Source organism: Microbacterium sp. ZW T2_14, from assembly GCF_044987405.1.
Classification (GTDB): Bacteria; Actinomycetota; Actinomycetes; order Actinomycetales; family Microbacteriaceae; genus Microbacterium.
Window position 1 is genome coordinate 1 of record NZ_JBJDRK010000111.1, and the last position, 4,890, is coordinate 4,890.

General features: G+C 72.9%; 7 protein-coding genes. 3 read left to right on the plus strand and 4 right to left on the minus strand.

Annotated features, from left to right (window positions below; translation table 11 throughout):
* Both ACI3KY_RS20055 and ACI3KY_RS20060 read left to right on the plus strand, forming a co-directional pair.
* The coding region (locus tag ACI3KY_RS20055) for a hypothetical protein (RefSeq protein ID WP_404931885.1) at positions 1-1,023 on the plus strand (1,023 nt) is incomplete at its 5' end.
* 20 nt (positions 1,024-1,043) lie between these two features.
* Positions 1,044-1,343: a hypothetical protein gene (locus ACI3KY_RS20060; protein ID WP_194413232.1), complete on the plus strand. Its 300-nt coding sequence runs from the start codon at positions 1,044-1,046 to the stop codon at positions 1,341-1,343.
* A gap of 199 nt (positions 1,344-1,542) precedes the next feature.
* Here the strand turns inward: ACI3KY_RS20060 and ACI3KY_RS20065 are convergent, their stop codons facing one another.
* On the minus strand, positions 1,543-1,947 hold the full coding sequence (locus ACI3KY_RS20065; RefSeq protein ID WP_404931886.1) for a DUF3054 domain-containing protein: 405 nt from the start codon (positions 1,945-1,947) through the stop codon (positions 1,543-1,545).
* Positions 1,944-2,687 (minus strand): sulfurtransferase, encoded by a 744-nt coding sequence (locus tag ACI3KY_RS20070; RefSeq protein ID WP_404931887.1) that lies wholly within the window; start codon positions 2,685-2,687, stop codon positions 1,944-1,946. Before ACI3KY_RS20070 ends, ACI3KY_RS20065 begins: the two co-directional genes overlap by 4 nt.
* A 148-nt stretch (positions 2,688-2,835) precedes the next feature.
* Here ACI3KY_RS20070 and ACI3KY_RS20075 point away from each other — a divergent pair, with 148 nt between their 5' ends.
* Entirely contained in the window at positions 2,836-3,045 is a 210-nt protein-coding gene (locus ACI3KY_RS20075) for a hypothetical protein (RefSeq protein ID WP_404931888.1), read from the plus strand.
* 164 nt (positions 3,046-3,209) lie between these two features.
* On the opposite strand, the gene ACI3KY_RS20080 is transcribed toward ACI3KY_RS20075, so the two are convergent.
* Both ACI3KY_RS20080 and ACI3KY_RS20085 read right to left on the minus strand, forming a co-directional pair.
* The gene (locus ACI3KY_RS20080; RefSeq protein WP_404931889.1) at positions 3,210-4,157 is read right to left on the minus strand and encodes an SDR family oxidoreductase; all 948 of its coding nucleotides are present in this window, start codon (positions 4,155-4,157) and stop codon (positions 3,210-3,212) included.
* A gap of 111 nt (positions 4,158-4,268) precedes the next feature.
* Positions 4,269-4,890 (minus strand): amidase family protein (locus tag ACI3KY_RS20085; protein ID WP_404931890.1); only part of this gene is annotated, 622 nt, incomplete at its 5' end.

Sequence of the window (4,890 nt, forward strand, 5' to 3'; positions counted from 1 at the left end):
CTGCCCGGCGGTGCCATTCCTGGCGGCGCTCTGCCCGGCGGCGCCCTGCCCGGCGGCACCGGGCCGGGAGGCATCGATATCCGGCCGAAGGCGCTCGCGGTCATCGCGCTCGTCGTCGCGGGCGTCGGAATCCTCACCGCGCTCGTCGGTGCCGCCGCCGGCTCATGGGGAACCGGTGCGCTGTCCCCCCTGCTGCTGTTCGTCGCCTTCGTCCTTTCGCTGATCGCCCTGATCAGCAGGAAACAGGGTGGGAAGGGCCTCGGGTTCGCCGCGCTCGGGATCTCGATCGTCGGCGGCATCCTGACCGTCGTGCTCGCGGCGGCGGCGATCCTGGGATCGTTCGCCGGTTCCTCCGACGCCGGGGCGGGACCATATGAGGACGACTACGAGGAGTACGTCGTTCCCGGCATCACTGCGCCGGGAACCGATGGGCAGCCCGATTCCGGAACGCAGTTCGCGGCGCCCGTGCAGCCGACGGTCGCCGAGACCGCCTTCGGGCAGGACTACGACGACGTCTGGTGGTACGCCGTGGTGATCGACAACCCCAACCCGGACTACGTCTTCGACTCGTATGTCGAGGTCATCGCCTACGCCGAGGACGGGTCGACGATCGGGTCAGCTCCCGGCTACGCCATGCTGCTGTCCGGCCGCACGGCCGTGGTGGGCTACTTCTTCGACATGGGCGACGCGCAGATCGCCAGCGTCGGCGTGAACCTGCCCGCCGCCTCGGAGGCGACGCTGTCCCCCGCCGACGAGACGGGGTCCTTCGTCGTCGAGCAGGTGACCGGGGCGGTCGGGTCAGGGGGGCCCGCTGAGGTGTCCGGAACGGTCAGCGCGAACTTCGCCGACGACCAGGAGTATGTCGCCGTCGCGGTGCTCGCCCGCGCAGCCGACGGGACCATCGCCGCGGCGACGACGACCTACGTCGACGCGGTTCCCGGAGACGGCACGCCGGTGTCCTTCGACGCCTGGTTCGACGAGCTCCCGCCCGACGCCACCCTGGAGGCCTTCGCCCACCGCTGAGAGCGACGTACGCTGTCGTCATGGACATGGGCGGCGTCACGGTGTGGGGATTCCTCACCGCCGCGGTGGCGCTGCCGGTGTACTTCCTCTGGTTCGCGATCGACACACGTCGGCGGCGGAGTCGGGGCGAAGCGCCCTCGCACTCTTCGGGAGGACTGCTCGGCATCGACGAGTTCTTCCACCCGACCGCCGAGAACGCTCGCGCCGTATGGGAGGCGGAGCAGATCACCCCCGCCCCCGCACCGACGCCCGGCGACGGCCCCGGCGTGATCGACGGCAACCGGATCGTGATCGAGACGGGCCTCCGCAAGACCACGTGAGCGCGCAGGCCTCGCGCTCCCGTCGGAGCGGGGCGCCCGGCATCCGTCCACTCCGGGCGCAGCTGACCCGCATTCCGTTATCGCGCCGCCGCCGTCCTCCCCAGGGCGTCATGGACGGAGGAGATGGGAGGAGCGGAGGACCGATTCGGGCAGGTTCCTCCTCCCCTCGTCACATCTCCTCCCCTGGTGACGTCCGCCCTCAGCGCTGACGCGCGCGGCGCACGACGGCGGCGATCACGCGCCACCCGACCAGGCCGACGAGCAGCGTCACGGAGGCGACGATGATGAACGGGAGCGCCGTGCCCTGACCGGTCGCCGCACGCAGCAGCATCCCTCCGCCCACGGTGACCGCCCACACGCCGAGGCCGGTCCGCACGGGAGCTGCGGGTGCCCGCCAGGCGAGCGTGACGAGCCAGCCGGCCGCGAGGCCGACGAGGAACGGCCACGCCGTCTGCCAGAGGCCGCCCCACACGTCGGAGTCGTGGCTGGCGCGGCCGACCGCGGCGAAGGCCACCACGACCACCACGTCGATCGCGAGCGCGAGTGCCACCGCACGTCCGCTCGGCCGCGCGCGTGAGGCGGCGACCGGTCCGGAGGGGGTCATGCGAGCACCTCGCGGCGAGGCGTCAGAGCGGGAGTGAGCGCTTCGCGCTCGTCGAACACGAAGCAGTCCCCGCTCCAGTGGTCGCCGCCGACCTGCTCGAAGTAGCCGAGGATGCCGCCGTCCAGCTGGTAGGCCTGCACGCCCGCCCCGCGCAGGTAGATCGCCGCCTTCTCGCAGCGGATGCCGCCGGTGCAGTAGCTGACCACGGTCTTGCCGTCGAGGTCCGCCGCGGCGGCGGCTGCGGCATCCGGAAACTGGGTGAACCGCTCGAGGCGCCAGTCCAGAGCGCCGTCGAACGAGCCGTAGTCGACCTCGAAGGCGTTGCGGGTGTCGAGCAGCACCACCTCGCGTCCCTCATCGTCTCGCCCGCGCTCGAGCCAGCGGCGCAGCGTCTCGGGTGCGACTGCCGGCGCGCGGTCGGCCTCCGGGCGGATCGTGGGGTGATCCATGCGGATGATCTCGCGCTTCACCTTGACCAGCATCCTGCCGAAGGGCTGCGCAGCGGACCAGCTCTCCTTCGTCGTCAGCGAGGCGAAGCGCGGGTCGGCCCGAAGGTCGGCGACGAAGCCGCGGAGGGCGACGGCATCCCCCGCCAGGAACAGGTTGATCCCCTCTTCGGCGAGCAGGATGGTGCCCTTCAGCCCATCTGCGAGCGCCCGATCGCGGAGCGTCGACCGCAGCTCGGGAGGATCGGCGATGTGCGTGAACAGATACGCCGAGATATTCAGAACGGATGCCACCCCTCCACCCTACGGAGGCCACAGAGGTCGTCCGCACGCGTGGTTACTTCCGTGCCGGTACGACGTCAAGGGGCTCGCAGAGCGGGCGCGGCCGCAGGAGTCTGGGTGTGGACAGGCGGACCACGCCACGACCCTCATTGGAGGAGCTATGACCGACCCCACGATCCCGGAGCCGCTGCCCGATCAGACTCCGCCGGGTGAGGCACCTGGCGGACCCAGCGCGCCCAGCCCCGACTCGCCGACGCCGCAGCCGCCGAGCGAGCCTCCGGCCCCCTGGCCGGAAGAGCCGCTCGCGCCGCATCCCGAGGAGCCGCCGTTCCCGCAGACGCCCGAGGCGCCGGAGTCGCCGATCCCCTAAGCCGGCGAGCGCGGTTCGCGACGCCGGGTGCTGCCTCCGCTCCGGCGCGCTCGGCGTCGCGGCGAGCCGTCGCTCCGACCCGTCCGGCCTCGCGGCGAGCCGGCGCTCAGGCACGCCCGGCGGCGCGGCAGGCCGGCGCGCATAACGGCGCGGCGAGCCGGCGCTCAGGCGCGCACGGTGTCCGCGCGGTCGCGCAGCAGCTTCTCGGCGACCGCCCACATCCGTGCGCCCGCGGCAGGGTCGGCGAGCCGACGGTATGGTCGCAACGCCTCCGCCGCCCCACCGAAGTGCATCATCCCCGACGGTCCGAAGAAGCCCGGCCGCGCCGTCAGGGCGACCGCATCCGTCACCGCCGCCCGCAGCGCCGGCTGCGCCGCCTGCGCGGGCGTGTTGCCCAGGCGCTGGGCGAGCCGCCGCCCGGCATCGCTGCGCTGACGTGCACGCATCGCCGGCGCGATCCCCGTGTCGGGCACCACGCCAGGATGACTGAGCTGCACCGAGATGCCCCATCCCTCGGCGGCCGATCGCCGGGCGAGCTCGTAGGCGAACAGCCCCAGCGCCGCCTTCGAGGCACCGTAGGCCCGCAGCGGCGAGTAGCGGCGCTCGCTCTGAAGGTCGTTCCAGTCCGGCCGGGCGATGGCTGCCGCAAGGCTCAGCTGCACGACGACACGCGTTCCGTGCTCCTGCAGCAGGGGCAGCAGCGCCGTGGTCAGCGCGAAGTGCCCGAGGAAGTTCGTCTGGAAATGCAGCTCGAACCCGTCGGAACTCACGTGGCGTTCGGGGTCGCCGAGCAGCACGATCCCCGCATTGAGAACGACGATGTCCAGCGGTGTCCCCTCGGCGCGGAGGGCCGCGGCGAGCGCATCGACCGACGCCAGGCGCGCCAGGTCGAGATCGCGAAGACTCACGCGGATGTCGGGCGCACCGTCGCGAATCGCGTCGATCGCCCGCGCGCCCTTGCCGCGATTGCGCACCGGAAGCACCAGATCGGCGCCCGCACCCGCGAGTCCGCGCGCGATCTCGACCCCCACGCCGTCGCTCGCGCCGGTGACGAGCGCCGTCCGCCCGCGCAGATCCGGCAGCGCCACCTGCGACGCCCGCGTGCGAGACATGGGCTCTCCGATCGTCTTCCGTCTGGGAGGAGGAGGCGGAGTCGGTGGAGCTGATACGCCCGCCATCCGCGCCCTGCCCCGCCCCATCGTGGCGCGCTGGGCGGCGTCGCGCTAGAAGAGCGCCGGCAGCCGGGGAACGCCGGCCTCGACCGCGCGGCCCGCGTCGAGCAGGATGTCCTCTCCCCAGAGCGGGCCGATGAGCTGCACACCGGCCGGCATGCCGTCGTCGCCGAGGCCCGTCGGCAGCGCGAGTGCGGGCAGCCCGAGGAAGTTCGCCGCGACGGTGAGCCAGAGGTCGCGCCATGCCCGGTCTGCGGGCTCGCTTCCGCCGAGGTCGTAGTCCGGTCCGCGCAGGCGCGACGCCGACACCGGGCCGAGAAGCAGCGGAACCTCCACCTGCAGCCGGCGCCACTCGGCGGCGATCGGAGCACGTTGCGCCCACGCCTCGGCGTACTCGCCTGCCGTCTCGTAGGGGCGCGCAGCCGCCGTGCTGTCGCGCAGGAAGAGCGTGGCCGAACGCCCGAGGGGCTGCCCCAGCGCCACGGGGTCCAGAGAGAGGAGCATGTCGGTGCACGACAGGCGGCGCCAGAGGACGGCTGCCTCCTCGAGCCGCGGAGCGTCGACGGCGACGACATCCCAGCCGTCGCGGGCGAGGGATGCCGCGGCCCGCTCGATTCCGGCCGCCACGTCGGGATCCGCTCCGGCGTCGAGAGCGTTGCGCACCACGCCGACC